This is a genomic window from Microvirga arvi (assembly GCF_016892765.1).
Classification (GTDB): Bacteria; Pseudomonadota; Alphaproteobacteria; order Rhizobiales; family Beijerinckiaceae; genus Microvirga; species Microvirga arvi.
Genome location: NZ_JAFEMD010000061.1, coordinates 14,250 through 29,944, shown reverse-complemented (window position 1 = coordinate 29,944; position 15,695 = coordinate 14,250). Strand labels below are relative to the sequence as shown.

The following is a 15,695-nucleotide window of genomic DNA, read 5'->3' as shown; positions in this document are numbered from 1 at the left end:
GCGTGGGCCTCGTCGATGGTAGAGAGCTGATTCCCAGAGCCAGGTTATGGCGCGGTCCCCGGAATTACTCCATGTGTCAAAACGCGAACAGGTTCGAGCCCGACGAACTATTTGTACAACAGCTACGCCCTGTGCCGGGAAATCTCCGGACTAGAGCATCGGACGATTTATCAGACCCGCTCGATCCCCCACCTCTGCCCAGCGGAGAGGAGTAGGGCGTGGTTCCGCCTTTTCGTCCGATGCTCTATTCGGCCTTTCAAGGGTGCTGTCACGTTAACTCGGACTGATCGCGAGGCGGGTAGACTGGCTGACATGAGCAAGTCTGTCAGCTACAAGCGCCATCGCTTCCCACCCGAGATCATCGCCCATGCGGTGTGGTTGTACTTCCGGTTCCCGCTGAGCCTGCGGCTCGTCGAGGAGATGCTGCTCGAGCGCGGCATCCTCGTCTCCTACGAGACCGTCCGCCGATGGGCGCTGAAGTTCGGGCCGGCTTACGCTCGCCGCCTCAGGCGCAAGCCGCCAAGCTGCCGTGACATCTGGTACCTGGATGAGGTCGCGGTCACGATCTCTGGCCAGAAACACTGGTTGTGGCGGGCGGTTGATCAGGACGGCTATGTGCTGGATGAAATCCTCCAGAGCCGACGCGACACCAAGGCCGCCAAACGCTTGCTGACGCGCCTTCCGAAGAAGCAGGGCTGCTCGCCGCGGCGGATGATCACCGACAAACTAGGCTCCTACACCGCTGCCCGGCGTCAGGTCATGCCAGGCGTCGAACACCGATCGCACAAGGGGCTTAACAACCGAGCAGAGAATTCACATCTGCCCTTGCGCCGACGAGAGCGGGTCATGCAGGGCTTTCGATCGCCGGGAGGCCTGCAGAGGTTCACCACGATCTTCTCAGCCGTCCGCAACCTCTTCGTTCCACCCCGTTCCCGCCGCTCCGCCCTTGCCACGCATCTGCATCGCCTTACCACGATGGCAGAATGGAAAGCTGTGGTCGGCGCCACCGCTTGAACCAACTTCGGCGCAAATCAAGTCTCATTGCGTCCGTGGATAGATAACGTGACAAGCCCAGACTCTGATCTCGTGATCGATGATCTGACCAGGAGGTCAGCATGGAGTTGTTTGTCCGCGAGGCGCTGTCAGGCATCACCACGGTGCCGGATATGGTCAGAGCTTTCCAGGATGAGGATCGCTGCCGGCGCCTGCTCGAGGCGATGGTGTGGCCGAACGGACGAGTTTGCCCGGCCTGCGGCTATCGACGCTCTATCGCCCTCATGGGCCGGGAGAGTGGGAAGCGAGCCCGACCCGGGCTCTACCAATGCTCAAGTGGAGGTTGCCGGTTCCAGTTCACTGTCACGACCCGCACGCCCCTGCACGCAACGAAGCTTCCACTTCGGGTGTGGCTCTCTGGTCTCGGGCTGATGCTGCAGTCGGACAAGGGCATCTCCTCCATCCGCTTGGCAGAGGCCCTCGGTATCAGCCAACCAACGGCTTGGCGCATGGGCCATGCTCTGCGTCTGATGGTTGGGCGCGAGCACACTCTGGATGGCGTGGTCGAGATTGACACCCTCTATCTGGGCGGCAAGCCGCGGCGGGATGCGAACTATTCTCCACCCGGCCGCGGACGCAAGGGCCAGTCCAAGACCTTGAAAACACCGGCCCTTGTGGCCGTGCAGCGACCCTTGGATCTGAGCGTCGGTGCACCTGCTGGCGAGACCCGGGCGGCAGTCATCGAGGACCTGTCTGAGTCCGACGCTGACCGGGTTCTCACGGAAGCCGTCGATCCGGACGCTCATCTGATGAGCGACGAATGGAAAGCGTTTGTCTCTCTGGGCAGCGCATTTGCAGCTCACGACACTGTTCATCATAAAGCTCGTGAGTACGCCCGTGGTCCCGTTCACATCAACTCGGCGGAAGGCTTCAACGATCGGATCCGCCGCACTGTCTCAGGGGTGTTCCACCACATCAGCCGGCATCACGCGGATCTCTACTTCAACGAGATCGGCTTTCGCTGGTCGCAGCGGGTTGTCACAGGCCAAGCGCCGCGACGGACGCGCAAGGGGCGACCGGTGACCAAAACCTTGTGGGCGCGAATACCGCCTGCTCTGCAGCTCCCAGCCGTATTCCGCGCGGCGGTGGGACGTGAAATGCGGCGGACGAAAGCCGGAGGGATCGACCTTCTCTCGAAAGTAGCTGTCTTTGGTTGAAAATGCCGGCGTATAATCAGGAACAGATCTTGCGCTGACCCCTCGAACGAGCGTTTGCATGCGATGTCGCGGACAGGATGCGCTATTTGTCCAGAGTTGACGAGGTGCCGGTCTTGTGGAAGATGCCCTCTTTGTAAGCACCAATGGGCAGTCAATGTGCCCGGATTCGTGATGCTAGGGCCACGAGCCGTTTGCGCTGGACGACTGGCGGGAGGCCGGGCGTCGCCGGCAACAAACAGCGGTTTAAAGAGCGCAGCCAGACCCGTTATGCAAAGCGGCTCGCTGTGCGATCGGTGCTGCCCTGCGCTCCTGGCACGAATAGGATTTACCCAGCAACGGCAAGGCCGGACTCTGGTTTCCTGAGCCGCCGCAGGACGCCCACGAGGGTCAGGCCTGCAAGGGCTAGGATTACTAGGGCGATTGGCCGGTCGAGGAACACGGTAGGACTGCCAAGGCCCATCACGAGCGAGCGCCGGAGATTCGATTCCATCATGCCTCCGAGGATCACTGCGAGCACCAGCGGGGACACCGGGAAGCCGTTGCGCTGCATCAGCCAGCCGATCACGCCGAAGCCGAGAGTGACCCAGACGTCGAAGGGGTTGTTGTCGATGGCATAGGCGCCCACGAGGCTGAGGAGGCAAACCAGCGGCACGAGGACGCGACGGTCAATCTGCACTACCTTTGCGAAGAGCCGGGCTCCCAGTAAGCCGATGATCACGAAGGTAATGTTGGCCGAGATCATGCCTGCAAAGATCTGGTGGACGAGATCCGGCCGCTCTTGAAACAGCAGTGGCCCAGGCTGCAGGTTGTGAATCGTCAGAGCCCCCATGAGAACAGCAGTGGCGGCATCGCCCGGAACGCCCAGGGTCAGCATCGGCAGAAGGTCGCCGCCCGTGCTGCCGTTCTCTGCCGCTTGAGCGGCCGCCACGCCCTCCGGGGCGCCCTTTCCGAAGCGGGACGGGTCCTTCGAGGTGCGCTTCGTCTCAGCATAGGAGAGGAAGCTCGAGGTTTCTGCGCCGACACCAGGGGCAACGCCGACGATGAGCCCGTAGATACAGGAGCGCAGGTAGACTTTCCACATGCCGAGAATTTCGCCGAGGCGGGGCAGGACATTGCGCACGGCGGGTGGCACGGGCGGAAGGGTGCCCATTTGCTCTATCTGCCGGAAAGCCTCCGACAGGGAGAAAAGGCCGATCATCACCGCGACAAAATTGAAGCCGCCGCTGAGCTCCGGAAGGCCGAACGTCAACCGGGGGAAGCCGCCGATCGGGTCGATGCCGATCAGGCCGACTGCAAGGCCGATGAGCACCGACGTGAAACCCCGCAAGGGTGAGTTGCCCGCAAGGCTCATCGTCACGGTAAGGCCGAACACCGCCAAGGCGAAATATTCGGGCGCTGAGAAACGCAGTGCCAGCGTGGCGAGGAGGGGTGCGAACAGCGTGAGAGCACAGGCCGAGAAAAGGCCGCCGATGCCTGACGAGATCGTGGCGATGCCGATCGCGCGTCCGGCCTCGCCTTTCTGGGCCATGGGGTAGCCGTCCAGCAAAGTTGCCGCGGCTGCGGGGGTCCCCGGCGTCCGGATCAGGATCGACGCGATCCCGCCCGCATAGATTCCGCCCGCATAGATCGCCAGCAGCATCACAATGCCCGAGATCGGGTTCATCGAGAACGTGAACGGAATGAGGAGCGCGATCGCCATGGTGGCCGTCAGGCCGGGGATCGCTCCCACGACGATACCCAGCAGCGACCCGAGAACGAGAAACGGGAAGACCTCGATACTCGTGATGGCTGAGAAGCCGGAGAGGAGGAGATGGATATCGAACATGGATCCAGCCGGAAGGTTCTGCGGGTCAGGGGCTGACGAATGACCAGATCTCGCCGACTGGCAGCGGGACATGGAGTGCGGTCACGAAGACGAGCCAGATCGCTACCGGCGTCGCCACGGCGAACGGCACTGCGATCCGCCACGGTGCTCCAACGAGCCGTTGCAGCACGAGAACGTAGAGTATGCCGGCTGGGATAAGGCCGAGAGGGTCGAGCAGGAGAGCGAGCGCCACTGTTGTTCCCACAGCCAGCACCGTATCGCGCGGGCGGTGTCTTCCGCCGCCCTCGACCTCCTCCGGATCGGGGCGCCGCCGCAGGACCAGGGCCAATCCGACGACCACCATGATTCCTGCGATGATCCGCGGCAGCACGACGGGGTTGCCGGCGACATCCGCTGCCGCCGGCCAAGTCGTCGATTGCCACCAGATGATCACGGCGATGACCCACAGGATGCCTCCCGCGATCAGGTCGCTGGGCCTTCGGGCATGGGTCATGGCGCGTCTCAGCTCTTCTTGAGGAGTCCGGTTTCAGCGAGGGCAGGCTCGAGAGCCTGTTCGATCTGCTCGAGAAACACACGGAACTGGTCGCCCTCGGCGTCGGCGCGGGGCAGCGCCATCTCATCCATCAGGCGCTTGTATTCAGGATCCTCGGCCATCTTCTTGAAGCCGGTCCTCAGGGTGGCGAGCACTTCGGGCGGCGTGCCCTTGGGGGCAGCGAGGCCGCGCCAGTCCAGCAGAAGCACGTCCAGCGGATAGCCCGCCTCCGCCACCGTGGGCACGTCCGGGAAGGAGGAGTGGCGCTCCTTGCTGTTGAGGGCGAGGAATCGCAGCTGCTTCGTCTTGTAGAACTGCAGCGCCTCCTCGGAATTGACGGCCAGCAGCGTGACGTGGCCGCCAAGCACGGCCGTTCGGGCCGGAGCGCCGCCATCAAACGGCACGAAGGTGAACTTCAGGCCGAGCTGCTTGGCGAGGAGCGCCGCCGAAAGGTGAGGAACGGCCCCGGCGCCAGAGGTCGCGACCGTGACGACGCCCGGATTCTGTTTGGCGTACTCCACGAGGTCCTTCAGTTCCTTGAACGGCGAGTCCGCCTTGACCAGGAAGCCGGTCGGCGACCTGTTCAGGAGCATGATGGGCTCGAAATCCTGGTAGGACAGGGTGCTGACACCGGTCAGCCGGTAGCTCGACAGATGGAATGTGACGAGGCCGACGGTGTAGCCGTCTGGCTTAGCCTGAGCGACTGCCTGCATGCCCGCGACGCCGGTGCCGCCGGGGCGGTTCACGACGGGAACGTTCACGCCGATATACTGCTTCGCGTTCTTGGTCAGGGTTCGACCAAGCGCGTCAGTGCCGCCGCCCGCCGCCCACGGCACGATCATCGTGATGTCCCGGGATGGGAAGTCAGCAGCCAGCGACATCTTGGTGGAGCCGCCTACGAAGGCGGAGGTCAAAAGCGCTGATGAGACGAAGGTGCGTCGTGTGAGGGTCATTGCGTTTCCTTCCGAGTGGGCGGGCAGGCTGATTTGCCGATTAGGGGCGTGACGAGGACGCTTCCTGTATCGGATTGCAGACTCTTATCCCGCATATTAGGATAACAGCTCGGTCGTCCTGTCAACTCGGACAGACGGCAATGTTGTTCTTCCGGTGGTGTTCCGGTATCGGCGCACGAGGTTTCGTAATGGACGGTGGTAAGGTGAAGCGGGTTAATACTGCAGAGGGAGAGAGGACCGCCGGCGCACCGGCCCGGCCGGGACGAGGCTCCGACGACACCCTCAAGTCCCTGAGCAAGATCGTCAGGATCCTCGAATGTTTCTCGACCGTCGACCGAGCCATGTCCCTGGCGGAGCTGTGCGACCGCACCGGACTGCCTCGCAGTACGACCCACCGCCTTCTGGCCTCCATGCGGGAGGTCGGCTTTCTCGACCAGGACCGGACGCGCGACCGGTACCGCCTTGGCCTTAAGCTCTTCGAGTTCGGTAACATCGTTCTTTCGAACATGGATCTTCACCGGGAGGCGCGCCCGTATGTGGAGCAACTCGGGCGCCTGACCGGCCAACTCGTTCATCTGGCAGTGTTCGACGGGCGGCAGGCAGTTGTGATCCACCGCTCCGATCCGTCCGACAGCACCACGCCTCCAACGTATATCGAGAATGCCCCCGTGCATTGCACCAGCGTCGGCAAGGCGGTTTTGGCATTCCAGCCGCCAGCCGTGATCGACCGGCTGATTGCGGCCGGCCTGCGGCCTTATACGGATACGACCATCACGAAAGGCCCTGACTTGATCGCCGAGCTGTCCCGCATCCGCGAACGCGGCTATGCCATCGACGAAGGGGAGCACCAGCCCGGCCTGCGCTGCATTGGCGCTCCCATCCGGGACCAGAACGCCCGGGTCTTCGCTGCCGTGAGTATCAGCGGGCCGGCCTGGAAAATCCCGATCGGCGAAGTCGAGTCGCTCTCGAAGATCGTCATTCATAGCGCGAACGCGATCTCGGCCCAGCTTTAAGGGCTCTGGCCTCCGGTCCGCGCCTAGTTTGGCCTCGGCTGACCCATCCCCGAACAATTCTTCATGAGAAGGTTTCCGGGCCTGTCTTATTGCGTCCTCCAGCTCATCCCGCAATGCGGGACATTTTTCCAATTGACGGGATATTTCGGAGGTGGGATACCAGTAGGGAACGATCACTCACTGATCCTTCGCTCTTACGCACCACTGGAGAGATTGATGGCCGACCAGAAGCTTTCGAACCCGCGAGCCACGTTGCGCGGTATCCTCCCACCCCTCGCCATGCCTTTCGACAGGAGCGGGGAGATCGTCTATTCCGCCCTCGGCGAGCAGATCGATCATGCGATAGGGAAAGGCGTGAGCGGCATCGTCGTAGGCGGCAGCACGGGCGAAGGTCACACCCTCGACCGGGAAGAGTTCGCCAAGATGGCCCACGAGAGCCACAGGGCCGTAGCAGGACGCGGCGCGTTCGTAGTCGGCCTTATTGTCAACAGCACCCGCGAAGCCATCGAGCGCGTAAAGCTCCTCAAGGGGCTCGATATCGCTGCGCTTCAGATCACCCCGGTCCATTACCTATTCAAGCCCGATGCCGAGCGGACCATCGAGCATTTCCGCACGATCCACGAAGAGACCGGCATTCCGATTTTGATCTACAACGTGATTCCCTGGAACTATCTGAGCGCCGACATGATGCTGCGCATCATGCGCGAAGTCCCGGGCGTTGTCGGCATGAAGCAGAGCTCCGGGGATCTCAAATCGGTTTCCGACCTCGTCGCCGGAGCTTCGGAGAACAATGTCGTTCTGTCGGGCATCGACGCGCTGCTCTATCCGGCCTTCGCTCTGGGTGCCCACGGCGCCATCACCGCGCTGACCGCGGCGGTGCCGGGCGTCTGCGTCCAGCTCTGGAATGCGGTGCAGGCCGGCGACCACCAGACGGCTCTTGATCTTCATAAACGCCTGAACGCGCTCTGGAACGTGATCAGCCATGACAACCTGCCGGCCTGCGTGAAGTACATTCAGCACCGCCAGGGCCTCGGGTTTCATCTGCCTCGCGCTCCGATGCAGCACGTTTCGGATGATCAGAAGGCCGCGATGGACAAGGCCCTGAGCGGCCTTCCACTGGACCTGACGGAGGCCTCGGCGTCCGTGAGCGCGAATGCCGCCTGATCCCCTTCGGTCAGGCCAAGTTACAATAAGACCAGCCGCGTCGGCCTATGGAGCTGACGCGGGTTCAACCAACAAAATTTAGGGTGGAACGATGCTGGGACAGGTGATCGCGAGCGGCGCCGCGATGGGAGCAATCTATGCTCTCGTGGCCCTTGGGTACGTGTTCGTCTGGAACACCATGGGCATCATCAATTTTGCTGCCGGTGAATTCATCACCTTTTCAGCCTACATCTTCGTCGGCACACTGATTACAAGTCTTGCTCTTCCCTTTCCCTTCGCGCTTGCGTTGATTGCCATTCTGATGGCCGCCATGGGAGCCGCGTTCTCGCGCCTTGTCTTCTCGCGCCTTCAGAGGCAGCGGGCCCTCGTCGCCATCATTGCAACCGTCGGATTTGGTATCTTCCTGAAGGAGATGGCCCACATCATCTACGGGCCGGAGCCGCTCATGTACGATGGTCCCTTCGGAATGAGGACCCTCGATGTTGCGGGGATCCTCATTTCCTACCAGCAACTGCTTATCCTCGCGGTCGTCACCCTTATCATGGCGGCGCAGTACCTCGTGTTCCGCTATACGATGCTGGGCAAGGTCATGCGCGCCGTCGCCATGGACAGGGAGACCGCAGCCCTAATGGGCATTCCGGTCGAGCGCGTCCTGGCCGGAACCTTCGCGTATTCGTCCGTGCTGGCGGCCCTGGCCGGTCTCCTTCTTGCACCCTTGTTCTTCGTCACCGTCGACATGGGCACGATGGTTGGGCTGAAGGGCTTCGTTGCCATGATTATCGGCGGCTTCGGAAGCATACCAGGGGCCATCTTGGGCGGTTTGCTGCTGGGCATCCTGGAGAACATCGCGTCCTTCACGATCTCCTCGGCCTACAAGGATGCGATCGCCTTCGCGCTACTTCTGGTGTTCCTCGCGTTTCTTCCCCAGGGCATCCTGCCCGAGAAAGTCGTCGACCGGGCATGAGGGGAGAAAGGCTCATGACCGGAACATCAACCCGCGTTGCTTTGCTCGTTCTCTTCCTCGCCGTTCTGGCGCTTCCACCCTTCATCGGCCTCAACAGTTATTACCTTCAGGTCCTCAACCTGGCCTGGATCGCCGCCATCGCGGCGCTCGGCTTGAACATCGTCACCGGGATTACCGGCCAGGTGGTTCTTGGGCAGGCCGCCATGATGGGCCTGGGCGCCTATACGACCGGGCTGCTTCTCCTCAAGACGAGCCTGCCTTGGTGGATCGCACTTCCCTGTGCGCTGCTGCTAACCGGGCTGGTCGGGGCGGCCCTCGGCCTCATCAGTGTGCGCATCCGCGGCCATTACCTCGCCATCACAACCCTCGGCCTGAACGAGATCTTCCGCCTCGTGGTTCTGAACGAGGAGTGGCTGACCGGGGGCGCCTTCGGATTGAGGGACATCCCCGTCGTGAACCTGCCGGGACCAGGAGCGTCCACCGCAAGTCATCTTTACCTCCCGGTGCTTGGCATCACCGTCGCCGTCTACGCGCTGACATTGCGGGTGTTCCGCACCCGACTGGGCCGCGACATGCGAGCGATCCGGGACGACGAACTGGCGGCCGAATCGATGGGCGTCAACTCGCGGATGACGAAGGTCGTCTCCTTCGTGGTCTGCGCCATCTGGGGCGCTCTCGCGGGTGGCCTCTACGTTCTCTTCATCGGCTTCGTCTCACCGAACAACTTCGTGGTTCTCGAAAGCATCCGGCTTCTGTTGATCGTTGTCATTGGCGGGCTCGGCTCGATCGGTGGCACATTCCTGGCAGCACTTGTCGTAACGGTGCTGCCGGAGGCTTTGCGCGACCTTCAGATGGTCTACATGGCTGTATTCGGTCTCGGCGTCGTGATCATCCTTCTCCTCGCACCCCGCGGCCTGGGAATCCTGGCGGACTGGATTCTCGCCCCGTTCCTACCCGGCTATCGGGACGGACCGCCGGTTGCCGTGGAGCAGACGACCGGGATTTCGCTCGAGCGCGACGGCAATGCAACAGGTCCTGCGACGACGCGGGCCGTTCCGGCTCCTGCGGAATCACCACTGCTGAAGGTCCGCAACGTCACCAAGCACTTTGGCGGTGTCGCGGCCCTGAACGACGTGTCGTTCGATGTCAGGGAGGGAGAGATCCTTGGGCTCATCGGCCCGAACGGATCGGGCAAGTCCACGATGATCAATGTATGCTCCGGCATCGTGCAGGCATCCGCTGGTCAAATCGAACTCGGCAGCTCGGTCGTCAGTGGACGCGCCGCCTGGGATGTTCATGCGCTCGGTGTGTCTCGGATCTTCCAGAATGTCCGTCTCTGGACCTCTATGACGGTGCTGGAAAACGTCATGGTGCCCCATCCGGACTCGCGGCGCAGCGGGACCATCGAATCGATCATCGGGACGAGGTCGCTCTTCGCCAAGGAGGAGCGAGCCCGCGAGGCAGCCCTCGAAGCCCTGAACCTGATTGGCATCGGGGCGCTCGCCGACCGGACGACGAGTGACCTGTCCTTCGGCCAGAGCCGCCTCGTCGAGCTGGCGCGGGCCATCGTGAACAAGCCCAAGCTGCTTCTCCTCGATGAGCCGGCCGCGGGCCTCCGCGGTGGTCTAATCATGGACCTTGCCGATATCCTGATGCGCCTGCGGGACCAGGGCATGACCATCCTGGTCGTCGAACACCGGGTCAAGCTCATCATGGGCATGTGCGACCGGGTGGTGGTGCTCAACCTCGGCGAGAAGATCGCCGAGGGAAACCCGGTCGACGTCGCTCGCGATCCCGTTGTCGTCGACGCCTATCTGGGCGGCAAGATCAAGCGCGACACGACGAGGGCTCCAGGCAGGGTCCCGCGCTCGGAGCCCATCCGCAGCGCATCATGAACTGAAAAGAAGGCCAAGCGGCCTTCATGATAAAGGGAGGAATGCATGACGTTTTTCACAAGAGCCACATCCACATTCGTGGCTGCGACCGTGATGGCCGGTTTCGGACTGGCTGCGGCGGGCCTTCCGGCCCAGGCCCAGACGGTTATCGGAGCTTCTGCACCCCTGACGGGCCCGCGCGCCCTTCTCGGCCGTAATTTCAAGCAGGGCGTCGAGCTCGCGGTGGAAGAAATCAATGCCGCCGGGGGTGTCCTCGGCAAGCCGCTGCAGGTTGCCTTCGAGGACGATCAGGGCGACAACCCGAACGCTGCCCTCAATGCGGTCAACAAGCTCATGCAGGTGAGCAAGGCGCCCGTCATTCTTGGCCCGCACTACTCGGTCGCTCAGCTGGCAACGCAGAAAACCTATTGTGACGGAACGACCATTTCCGTAACCAGTGCATCGGGCATCCCCGTCACGGCCGGAGGCTGCAAGTATGTGATCCGTGTTCGCGGAAACGACGAGGTGCAGGCCCGAGCCTTGGTGGAGTTTGCTCGGAAGGAACTCAAGACCGACAAGATCGGCATCATCGCCGTCGCGGATGACATGGGACGCGGGGGCGTCAGCCGCATCACTGCTATCCTGGACGCGGCCGGCATCAAGCCTGTCGCCGTCGAGAGCCATAATGCGGGCGATAAGGATTTTTCCGCGCAACTCTCCCGTATGAAGAATGCTGGCGCTGCACTGGTGATTATGTGGACCCACGATAACGAGGCGGGCCTGATCGTCCGCCAGGCGAAGCAGCTTGGATTGAATATGCGGTTCGCCGGCAGCACGTCTGCGAGCGAGCCGACCTTCATCAAGCTGGCAGGCGACGCCGCTGAGGGTGTAATCAGCGCCAATGACTTTGTTCCGACGAACCCGGATCCGCGCATCCAGGCCTTCGTCAAGAAATATCAGGCGAAGTACAATATGCTTCCGGAGATCTGGGCCTCAGCCTATTACGATGCGACCCAGCTTGCCGCGAGAGCCATCAACGAAGCGGGCTCAACCGATCCCGCGAAGGTCCGGGCGGCTTTCGCCAAGATGCAGCACGATGGTGTGCTGGCAAGCTACCGGTGCCAGGATAACGGTGATTGCAACCAGCAGATCCATATCGTCGAGGTGAAGGGCGGCCAGCCTATGGTCCTGACGACTGTCAAGTTCTGAGGACTCGGATCGTGCTCGCCCCTGGCGCCTCTCTCCCGCAACGCAGCCAAGCCGGACAGACCGTCCTTGAGCTCGCCGGTGTCGACGCCTTCTATGGCAAGGCCCAGATTCTGTTCGACCTCTCCCTGACAGTCGGCCAGGGGGAGGTCGTCACGGTGATCGGTGCCAACGGGGCCGGAAAATCCACGACCCTCAATGTGATCATCGGCAAGGTGAAGCCGGCAGCCGGCGAGGTTCGCCTCGATGGCCGGCCGGTGAACGATGCATCCGTGGAGGCCATCGTTTCCAAGGGCGTGACATGCGTACCCCAGCGACGGCGCATCTTCTCGGCGCTCACCGTGCGGGAAAATCTTGATGTCGGCGGCTATGTCCGCCGCCATGACAAGGCGGCTCTCAAGGCCGGACTCGAGGAATGCTATGAGTTGTTTCCCGTCCTGGCCAAGAAGGCGAACTCTCTCGGAGGTGTCCTCTCGGGCGGCGAACAGCAGATGCTCGCTATCGCGCGGGGCCTCATGGCGGGCCCTCGCGTCCTGCTCCTGGACGAACCGTCCATGGGGCTCTCCCCGAAGCTGACCGTCGAGATGTTCGAGGATATTCGGCGCATCGCCCAGACCGGCCGCACGATCGTCATCGTCGAGCAGAATGCCTACGCGGCCTTGAGCGTCGCCGATTACGGCTATGTGCTGGAAAACGGCCGCGTCTCTCTGTCCGGCCCGGCCGAAGAATTGATCGAGGACGATTATGTCCGCCAGACGTACCTGGGAGCGTAACGGGCGGATTCTGATGGAAAGTTGCCACGCATGATAGCCAGAGGCTCAGCGCCCGACCACCACCTTCAAGGACTGGTGCAGGAACTGACATCCGTGCTTGGGGAGCGCTGCGCGACGTCCGCGGCGGACCGGGACCATCACGGTCACGGCGAATCCTATCATCCTACCTATCCGCCCGACGCTGTCTGCTACGCCCGCTCGACGGACGAGGTTGCCGCGATCGTCATGCTCTGCCGGAGGCACGACGCTCCGGTCATTCCCTATGGCGCGGGAACGTCCCTCGAGGGCCATGTGGCGGCGCTCCGTGGCGGGATCTGCATCGACTTGAGCCAGATGGGCGGGATTCTGGCGGTTCATCCGGAGGACCTCGACGTTACCGTACAGGCCGGTGTCACCCGACAGCAGCTCAATGCCCATCTGCGTGACACGGGACTGTTCTTCCCGGTGGACCCGGGGGCGGATGCGACGCTGGGCGGCATGGCGGCCACACGGGCCTCCGGCACCAACGCCGTCCGGTACGGCACCATGCGCGACAACGTCTTGGCGCTGACGGTCGTCCTTGCCGACGGAACAATCATTCGAACCGGGACACGGGCCCGGAAGTCGTCGGCCGGGTATGACCTCACCCGCCTTTTCGTCGGGTCCGAAGGGACCCTTGGCATCATCACGGAGGTGACCCTCCGCCTTTACGGGATCCCGGAAGCGGTCTCCGCCGCCGTCTGCTCATTCAGCGATGTCGGGAGCGCGGTGCGAACGGCTATCGAGAGTATCCAGGCCGGCGTGCCCGTTGCGCGGGTCGAGCTCTTGGACGACCTCTGCATGCGCGCCATCAATGCCTATAACGGAATGTCCTATCCCGAGGCGCCGACGCTCTTCTTCGAGTTCCACGGAACACCTCGCGGCGTCGAAGAGCAGGCTGCGACCGTTGGCGAGATCGCAGCCGCGAACGGTGGCGGGCATTGGCAATGGGCGAGCAGCGCCGAGGAGCGGAACCGTCTCTGGCACGCCCGCCACAATCTGCATTACGCTCAGCTTGCCCTGAGGCCCGGCGCGAAAAGCTGGGGAACAGATGCTTGCGTGCCGCTGTCGCAGCTCGCCACCTGCATCAGCGATATCCGCCGCTACACCGAAGCCGCATCGTTTCCGGTCACGACCCTGGGCCATGTGGGCGACGGCAATTTTCACCTTGGTTTCATCATCGATACGAACAACCCGGCCGAGGTGCGCGAGGCCGAGGCGCTCAATGTCAGGCTCGTGCAGCGCGCGATAGAACTCGGAGGGACGTGCACCGGAGAGCACGGGGTCGGATACGGAAAATCGAGGTTCCTGCGCGCAGAACATGGGGAGGGAGCTGTCGAAGTGATGCGCCTCCTGAAGGCGGCCCTCGATCCTCAGGGGATCATGAATCCCGGAAAGGTCCTGCCTGGCGAGTCCACACCAGTTGACGGCCTCTCGCGTAATCTGGACGGTGCTTAGCAAGGTGCTGACTTCAAAATCCGCACATCAAGCAAGGGTAGGGAAGACATGAAGAAGCTGATGAACTCCGCCGATGACTTCGTCGACGAGATGCTCGATGGATTGGTGGCTGCCCATCCATCCCTGGTGCGGGAGGAGCGTGTGATCCGGACCACCCAGGGAGCCAAATCCGGCAAGGTCGGGATCGTCTCAGGAGGGGGCTCGGGACATCTTCCGCTCTTCACCGGCTATGTCGGGCGCGGGTTGCTGGACGCCTGTGCGATCGGCGACGTGTTCGCGGGACCATCGGTCGACTCCTGCATGGCTGCCATCAGGGCCGCCGACAGCGGGCAGGGCGTGCTGCGGCTCTACGGCAATTACGGCGGCGACCGCATGAACTTCGATCTTGCCGGCGAGCTCCTGGAAGCCGACGGCGTTCGCACGACGACAGTCCTGGGGACTGACGATATCGCAAGCGCCGGACCTGAGGACATGCATAAGCGGCGCGGCGTGGCCGGCATCATCTACGCCTACAAGATCGCAGGCGCGAAGGCCGAGGTTGGGGCGAGCCTCGATGAGGTCACGGCCGCAGCTGCCAAGGCGGTCGCCCGTTGCCGCACGATCGGCGTGGCGCTCTCCCCCTGCCAAATCCCGGGCGCGTCCAAGCCTACCTTTGAGATCGGGCCGGACGAAATCGAGATGGGAATGGGAATCCACGGGGAGCCCGGGATCTGGCGCGACAAGCTCCGTCCGGCAGACCGGATCGCCGACGAGATGCTGGATCGCCTGTTGGCAGACCCGGTCGAACATTCGTCGAAGCGCGTGTCGGTGCTGGTCAACAGCCTGGGTGCCACGCCGCTGGAGGAGTTGTTCATCCTCTACCGGCGCATCGCTCAGCAGCTCGCAGGCAGAGGCCTCACCGTCGTGCAACCCCTCGTCGGCCATTATGCGACCTCGATGGAGATGGCAGGGTGCTCGGTTAGCATTCTCTCGCTGGACGAAGAACTCGAGAGTCTGCTCGGGGCTCCGGCAGAATGCCCGTTTTGGAGAGTGTGACATGGGTCTTACGGCACACACGCTTCGCCATGCCGTCGCTCAGGCGGCCGAAAGTGCCCGCAGGGCGGAGGACGAGCTGAACGCGGCCGATGGAAAGGTGGGCGACGGCGATACGGGCGTCATGCTGCGGCGCCTGTTTGAGAAGCTCTCTGCCGCCGCATCCCCGGATCAGGAGGATATTGGTGCGGTGTTCCAGTCCCTGGGAGCTGCGAGCGCCTCCGCGACGGGATCAAGCCTCGGAACCCTCGTGACAGTCTCGATGCTGACGCTCGCAAAGGAAACGCGCGGGCGGTCCGAACTGCCCTGGGGAGAGTTCGGGTCGGCCTTGCAGAAGGTGCGGGACGTAATGATGGCCCGGGGTGGTGCTACATTGGGTGACAAGACGGTCGTCGACGTCCTCGACGCCGTTGCGACGGCGATCGACGGTCTCGCCGATCCCCGCGAGATCTATGCGCGCGCCTGGCTGGTCACGGTGAATACACTCGATGCCTTCAGGGACAAGCCCAACCGGCTGGGTCGTGCCAGGATGTTCGCCGAGAAGAGCATCGGTCTCGATGATCCAGGCATGCTGGCATTCTCCCGATTGCTGGAAGGGCTAGAGCCGCAGAATGTGCGCTAGCCCGCGTTGCCGTGACCCACGTTTCGCAGTCACAAGCCGGCTGCCAGCCCT

Annotated in this window: 14 protein-coding genes; 11 read left to right on the top strand and 3 right to left on the bottom strand. The window is 62.8% G+C overall.

The window, feature by feature from the left end:
• The first annotated feature begins 312 nt into the window (after positions 1 to 312).
• Positions 313 to 1,014 (top strand): IS6 family transposase, encoded by a 702-nt coding sequence (locus ILT44_RS24930; protein ID WP_239468520.1) that lies wholly within the window; start codon positions 313 to 315, stop codon positions 1,012 to 1,014.
• 101 nt (positions 1,015 to 1,115) lie between these two features.
• Positions 1,116 to 2,210, top strand: coding sequence for an IS1595 family transposase (locus tag ILT44_RS24925; RefSeq protein WP_204242309.1), 1,095 nt, complete (start codon positions 1,116 to 1,118; stop codon positions 2,208 to 2,210).
• A 325-nt stretch (positions 2,211 to 2,535) separates the two neighbouring features.
• Here the strand turns inward: ILT44_RS24925 and ILT44_RS24920 are convergent, their stop codons facing one another.
• From ILT44_RS24920 to ILT44_RS24910, 3 genes are read right to left on the bottom strand one after another with little or no spacing between them, the layout of a single operon-like run.
• Positions 2,536 to 4,035 carry a tripartite tricarboxylate transporter permease gene (locus tag ILT44_RS24920; protein WP_204242308.1) on the bottom strand — a complete coding sequence of 500 codons (1,500 nt, stop codon included), beginning with the start codon at positions 4,033 to 4,035 and terminating at the stop codon, positions 2,536 to 2,538.
• Positions 4,036 to 4,060: 25 nt separating this feature from the next.
• Positions 4,061 to 4,528, bottom strand: coding sequence for a tripartite tricarboxylate transporter TctB family protein (locus tag ILT44_RS24915; protein WP_204242307.1), 468 nt, complete (start codon positions 4,526 to 4,528; stop codon positions 4,061 to 4,063).
• Positions 4,529 to 4,536: 8 nt separating this feature from the next.
• Positions 4,537 to 5,520 carry a Bug family tripartite tricarboxylate transporter substrate binding protein gene (locus ILT44_RS24910; RefSeq protein ID WP_204242306.1) on the bottom strand — a complete coding sequence of 328 codons (984 nt, stop codon included), beginning with the start codon at positions 5,518 to 5,520 and terminating at the stop codon, positions 4,537 to 4,539.
• 188 nt (positions 5,521 to 5,708) lie between these two features.
• Between ILT44_RS24910 and ILT44_RS24905 the strand changes: the two genes are divergently transcribed.
• From ILT44_RS24905 to ILT44_RS24865, 9 genes are all read left to right on the top strand, one after another.
• Entirely contained in the window at positions 5,709 to 6,533 is an 825-nt protein-coding gene (locus ILT44_RS24905) for an IclR family transcriptional regulator (protein WP_204242305.1), read from the top strand.
• Positions 6,534 to 6,749: 216 nt separating this feature from the next.
• On the top strand, positions 6,750 to 7,697 hold the full coding sequence (locus ILT44_RS24900; protein WP_204242304.1) for a dihydrodipicolinate synthase family protein: 948 nt from the start codon (positions 6,750 to 6,752) through the stop codon (positions 7,695 to 7,697).
• Between the two features lie 91 nt (positions 7,698 to 7,788).
• Entirely contained in the window at positions 7,789 to 8,661 is an 873-nt protein-coding gene (locus ILT44_RS24895) for a branched-chain amino acid ABC transporter permease (RefSeq protein WP_204242303.1), read from the top strand.
• A gap of 14 nt (positions 8,662 to 8,675) precedes the next feature.
• Positions 8,676 to 10,556 carry a branched-chain amino acid ABC transporter ATP-binding protein/permease gene (locus ILT44_RS24890; protein WP_204242302.1) on the top strand — a complete coding sequence of 627 codons (1,881 nt, stop codon included), beginning with the start codon at positions 8,676 to 8,678 and terminating at the stop codon, positions 10,554 to 10,556.
• 45 nt (positions 10,557 to 10,601) lie between these two features.
• Positions 10,602 to 11,744, top strand: coding sequence for an ABC transporter substrate-binding protein (locus tag ILT44_RS24885; protein WP_204242301.1), 1,143 nt, complete (start codon positions 10,602 to 10,604; stop codon positions 11,742 to 11,744).
• An 11-nt stretch (positions 11,745 to 11,755) separates the two neighbouring features.
• Positions 11,756 to 12,514: an ABC transporter ATP-binding protein gene (locus ILT44_RS24880; RefSeq protein WP_204242300.1), complete on the top strand. Its 759-nt coding sequence runs from the start codon at positions 11,756 to 11,758 to the stop codon at positions 12,512 to 12,514.
• A gap of 30 nt (positions 12,515 to 12,544) precedes the next feature.
• Complete coding sequence (locus ILT44_RS24875) at positions 12,545 to 13,990, top strand: FAD-binding oxidoreductase (RefSeq protein WP_204242299.1); 1,446 nt, start codon at positions 12,545 to 12,547, stop codon at positions 13,988 to 13,990.
• 48 nt (positions 13,991 to 14,038) lie between these two features.
• On the top strand, positions 14,039 to 15,025 hold the full coding sequence (locus ILT44_RS24870; RefSeq protein ID WP_239468518.1) for a dihydroxyacetone kinase subunit DhaK: 987 nt from the start codon (positions 14,039 to 14,041) through the stop codon (positions 15,023 to 15,025).
• 1 nt (position 15,026) lies between these two features.
• Positions 15,027 to 15,644, top strand: a complete 618-nt coding sequence (locus tag ILT44_RS24865; protein WP_204242297.1) for a dihydroxyacetone kinase subunit L — start codon at positions 15,027 to 15,029, stop codon at positions 15,642 to 15,644.
• Positions 15,645 to 15,695: the final 51 nt, after the last annotated feature.

Coding starts and splice junctions, on each gene's coding strand:
- ILT44_RS24930 (WP_239468520.1), top strand. CDS start 313: ATGAGCAAGTCTGTCAGCTACAAGCGCCATCGCTTCCCACCCGAGATC.
- ILT44_RS24925 (WP_204242309.1), top strand. CDS start 1,116: ATGGAGTTGTTTGTCCGCGAGGCGCTGTCAGGCATCACCACGGTGCCG.
- ILT44_RS24920 (WP_204242308.1), bottom strand. CDS start 4,035: ATGTTCGATATCCATCTCCTCCTCTCCGGCTTCTCAGCCATCACGAGT.
- ILT44_RS24915 (WP_204242307.1), bottom strand. CDS start 4,528: ATGACCCATGCCCGAAGGCCCAGCGACCTGATCGCGGGAGGCATCCTG.
- ILT44_RS24910 (WP_204242306.1), bottom strand. CDS start 5,520: ATGACCCTCACACGACGCACCTTCGTCTCATCAGCGCTTTTGACCTCC.
- ILT44_RS24905 (WP_204242305.1), top strand. CDS start 5,709: ATGGACGGTGGTAAGGTGAAGCGGGTTAATACTGCAGAGGGAGAGAGG.
- ILT44_RS24900 (WP_204242304.1), top strand. CDS start 6,750: ATGGCCGACCAGAAGCTTTCGAACCCGCGAGCCACGTTGCGCGGTATC.
- ILT44_RS24895 (WP_204242303.1), top strand. CDS start 7,789: ATGCTGGGACAGGTGATCGCGAGCGGCGCCGCGATGGGAGCAATCTAT.
- ILT44_RS24890 (WP_204242302.1), top strand. CDS start 8,676: ATGACCGGAACATCAACCCGCGTTGCTTTGCTCGTTCTCTTCCTCGCC.
- ILT44_RS24885 (WP_204242301.1), top strand. CDS start 10,602: ATGACGTTTTTCACAAGAGCCACATCCACATTCGTGGCTGCGACCGTG.
- ILT44_RS24875 (WP_204242299.1), top strand. CDS start 12,545: ATGATAGCCAGAGGCTCAGCGCCCGACCACCACCTTCAAGGACTGGTG.
- ILT44_RS24870 (WP_239468518.1), top strand. CDS start 14,039: ATGAAGAAGCTGATGAACTCCGCCGATGACTTCGTCGACGAGATGCTC.
- ILT44_RS24865 (WP_204242297.1), top strand. CDS start 15,027: ATGGGTCTTACGGCACACACGCTTCGCCATGCCGTCGCTCAGGCGGCC.